The sequence below is a fragment of the Vibrio qingdaonensis genome (assembly GCF_026191675.1).
Taxonomy (GTDB): domain Bacteria; phylum Pseudomonadota; class Gammaproteobacteria; order Enterobacterales; family Vibrionaceae; genus Vibrio; species Vibrio qingdaonensis.
Window position 1 is genome coordinate 1 of record NZ_JAKRRY010000087.1, and the last position, 3,393, is coordinate 3,393.

The following is a 3,393-nucleotide window of genomic DNA, read 5'->3' on the forward strand; positions in this document are numbered from 1 at the left end:
GACTTACAGTATTAACATCAAGATATTTATAAAGGTCGAGTGCTGGCTGCTATATGACGATAGTCATGTAGAGGCGGTACTGACCCACCGGAACAAAGTGGAGGTTGCTCTTCAACCTTTAAAGAAGAGTAAAGAAAGATAAGGTTGTCGCTTACGCTCCACTAAAAAATAACGCGATTCGGTTAGATTTTCTACCGAAAATCATCGCTTACAGACTTCTAGCAATGCGCCAAACCACTCCTGTCTAACGTTCTTTACTAACGTGGACCGATACTGCTAAAACATAATAAAAACGTAACTACATCGACCACAAAGGCCGCTTCGCGGGTCTAGCAGGAAGTGTAAAGGAAGATCATTTTTGATCGAGGCGATCTTCGTTGAAGGGCTGGGGATATTTTTAGGTTTAGTCTTGAATGAAACCCAAAAAGAGAATGTTACAGTGTAGCTTTTAAATTCAAGCCCCAATTCTTAAGCATGTCTAAAGCCTAGATTGAGCTTAAAACCACAGGCATGTGCATAACTTGCCAAGGTTTTAATACTTGGGTTGCCTCTACCAGATTCCAAACGCGAAATATTAGGTGCTCGCGTTCCCATCTTCCTGGCCACTTCATCTTGAGTTAACCCCGACTGTTCACGCATAGTGAGAAGTGTGCTAATCAGATCAAATTCATCATCTAGCTCGTTATACGCTGCTTTTACTTCTGGGCTCTTAAAGGCTTTCTGTTTTAGTGCTGATAAACTCATTCTTTCACCTCTTTCATTCTCTCTTTAGCTAACTTGATCTCTTTCTTCGGGGTCTTGTTCGACTTTTTCACAAAAGCTCTTAGCACATAGATATGCTGACCTTTTAAGTAATAAAACAAGCTTCGACCAATTCCCTCTTGGGCCTTTGCTCTGATCTCAAAAAGACCATCACCCATCGATTCTGTATGTGGAGGTCCAAGGTTAGCACCATGTAATTCAATCAGCTCTAAAAGCTTAATCATTCGCGCTTGGATTTTTGGTGGCATCGATAAGATCTCATCTTCAACACCATCATAAAACTCCACTTTCCAAGACATTCATCTTTACCACTTATCATATAAGATAGGTCATAATAGCACCATTTGCACGTAGTTCAAAACTGGGGTTTTTTATTTGATAATTTTTACGCTCTCCTAAACAAATGATCGTATACAGAGTTGCGTATACATGTTTTAGTATACATTTTAGTGTAAACAATTTTATGTATACGTTTTTGCGTTTACAGTCATATGTTGATGATGTATTCTGTATACGAAAACATGTATACGCTTGGTTTTTAAACTAATTAGAGGTTTACTATGAGTGAAGGAACTGCCACAAAAAAATACATTATCTTTATGGCGCATAAAGGTGGTGTAGGTAAATCGACTATGTCTAAGCAATTTAGTCGTGAGTTACACCGGTTAGGTAAAATCATAGAAGGTCAGGATTACGATCCCCAACAACATTTTGCTCGATTTATGGAAATTAATTCTTATCTGTTTACAGAGCAGGAAGATGCTGAATATGTGATTGTTGATACTCAAGGAGCACACACTCAAACAAACGTTGATATTATGCAAGGGATGCAACATGAAGATGCATTGTTTGTGGTGTTATTCCGTCCAACTGAAGATGATTATAAGGAAACGTTAATAATTCGTGATCGCCTGAAAGCACAAGGTGTTTTAGATAAGGCGTTATTTGTGGTTAATGGATGCTATAGAGAAAATGATAAAGATGTCAAAGAGTTTAAAGAACGCTTGGGGGATACAGTGAAAGTTGCTCAATCTGTCTTCGTTCAAAGAAAAAATTATGCGAAAGAGCCCGATTCAAAAGTTCGAGGTGAGATCTCCCGATTCTTGCATGAGGCGGTGTTGTAATGGCTTTACCTAAAAACACGGCGAAGTCTGACGCTGAAAATGATTTTGGTTTGCAAAATCAACAACAAGTAGATGATGTAAAGGCATTATATGGGATGTTAGCTAAAGCTAGGAATCAAGTGGATTATAAGGCCTTGGTCGATGAGCATTTATTTAATGATAATTTGCTAGAACTGCTACTTGATAATAAACCTAAGATGGGGATTTTAATATCTGCTCGGATTAATCCTATTGCATATATGATGTTACAACGTATTTTATATTCAACAAATAACGATTTACGTAAGTTCTTAGAGACAGAAATCCCTGGGCTGTATACAAATAAGTGTAAACAAATAAGTGTAAACAAATAAGTGTAAACAAATAAGTGTATACGGTTGTGTGTTTACATTAGATAGGCTAGTGCGCTCTCTTACCTTCGCACTAGCCAACACTAAAATCCAAAGATGGAGAATTTCAATGCAAGTGAATTGTAACATTACCCATACCCTGAACGAAAGCGCTACCGACGAAGAACTGAATGCTTTGCTCAAGTTAGCAAATAGTCAGTTATTGGCTCCGAACCAGCGCAAGAGCATTCAAGTGTTCGTTGGCCGTAAATCGATCGATAACTTCCTGGTGCAGACTGAGAGGAGGGAGCAAACTTCAAACAACGGATAACTTATGTTGGAGACAGTTTACCTTCACTGCGTTTCGGTGGGTCAGCACTGTCTCTACATGTCCGCTTTGCTCCCATATAGCAGCCAGCACTCGACCTGGATTTTAATTTTATACCGTATGTCATTCCGTGGTGCGCGATGTGCCTCTTATGTTAAATTCGAAAGTTGAGGGCGATTTTTGTCTAAGAAGAAGCAGTGGTAGCCTCAACCTATCAAAAGTCGCCCTTTTCCTTCCCTGAAACCGCGATCTTTACTCTGAAAGTTAATGACAGTTTTTTGCTGAATGTTAACAGTTTGTAATGCAGTTTTATTTCGGCCCAATTTTGCCTCATAACCCTCAAAACTAGAACTTTTGGGTTTCGTGGAGGAGGTTGACTTTTGAGCATATTGACATCTATGCTTTTGCGCTTTCGAGCAGTATATGAAAAGGCAGAGTACTTATGGATGGCATGGCCGTTATTCAAAATGTTCAGCTTTCGGGAACGGTATCAACGCATCCGATGTTCTCTGGCGTGGGCTACTTTATAGATGGAGCTATGTTTGGGATTGATTTTGATGGCCTGTTCTATGTAAAAGCGAATGGTACATTGAAACAACAATTCAGGCAGGCAGGGTGGCGTCCCTACGTTTATCGAAAAAATCAGACTATCGTGACTAATTACTATGCGTTGCCTGATGACTATATCAACAACTCAGAGCGTTTAGATTCATTGATAGGCTGTGTGGTGGAGGGCGCCAAACAGGACTACCAATTGCGGTTAGAGCAGAAGGTGCGACCGACTAAATTAAGAGATCTCCCTAATATGCGTTTGTCTACCGAAGTACTGCTAAAACGGATAGGGATTGCG

At 39.7% G+C, this 3,393-nt stretch carries 6 protein-coding genes; 4 read left to right on the plus strand and 2 right to left on the minus strand.

What is annotated here, in order from left to right:
- Nucleotides 1–468: 468 nt before the first annotated feature.
- The gene (locus MD535_RS25175) at nucleotides 469–744 is read right to left on the minus strand and encodes a helix-turn-helix domain-containing protein (protein ID WP_265678011.1); all 276 of its coding nucleotides are present in this window, start codon (nucleotides 742–744) and stop codon (nucleotides 469–471) included.
- Nucleotides 741–1,061 carry a type II toxin-antitoxin system RelE/ParE family toxin gene (locus MD535_RS25180; protein ID WP_265678012.1) on the minus strand — a complete coding sequence of 107 codons (321 nt, stop codon included), beginning with the start codon at nucleotides 1,059–1,061 and terminating at the stop codon, nucleotides 741–743. The genes MD535_RS25175 and MD535_RS25180 overlap by 4 nt, the downstream gene beginning before the upstream one ends.
- Before the next feature lie 261 nt (nucleotides 1,062–1,322).
- On the opposite strand from MD535_RS25180, the gene MD535_RS25185 reads away from it, so the two are divergent.
- The 4 genes from MD535_RS25185 to MD535_RS25200 all read left to right on the plus strand — a co-directional run.
- The gene (locus MD535_RS25185) at nucleotides 1,323–1,886 is read left to right on the plus strand and encodes a ParA family protein (RefSeq protein ID WP_265678013.1); all 564 of its coding nucleotides are present in this window, start codon (nucleotides 1,323–1,325) and stop codon (nucleotides 1,884–1,886) included.
- Nucleotides 1,886–2,239 carry a hypothetical protein gene (locus tag MD535_RS25190; protein ID WP_265678014.1) on the plus strand — a complete coding sequence of 118 codons (354 nt, stop codon included), beginning with the start codon at nucleotides 1,886–1,888 and terminating at the stop codon, nucleotides 2,237–2,239. The genes MD535_RS25185 and MD535_RS25190 overlap by 1 nt, the downstream gene beginning before the upstream one ends.
- A 106-nt stretch (nucleotides 2,240–2,345) precedes the next feature.
- Nucleotides 2,346–2,546, plus strand: a complete 201-nt coding sequence (locus tag MD535_RS25195) for a hypothetical protein (protein ID WP_265678015.1) — start codon at nucleotides 2,346–2,348, stop codon at nucleotides 2,544–2,546.
- A gap of 448 nt (nucleotides 2,547–2,994) precedes the next feature.
- The coding region (locus tag MD535_RS25200) for a TfoX/Sxy family protein (RefSeq protein WP_265678017.1) at nucleotides 2,995–3,393 on the plus strand (399 nt) is incomplete at its 3' end.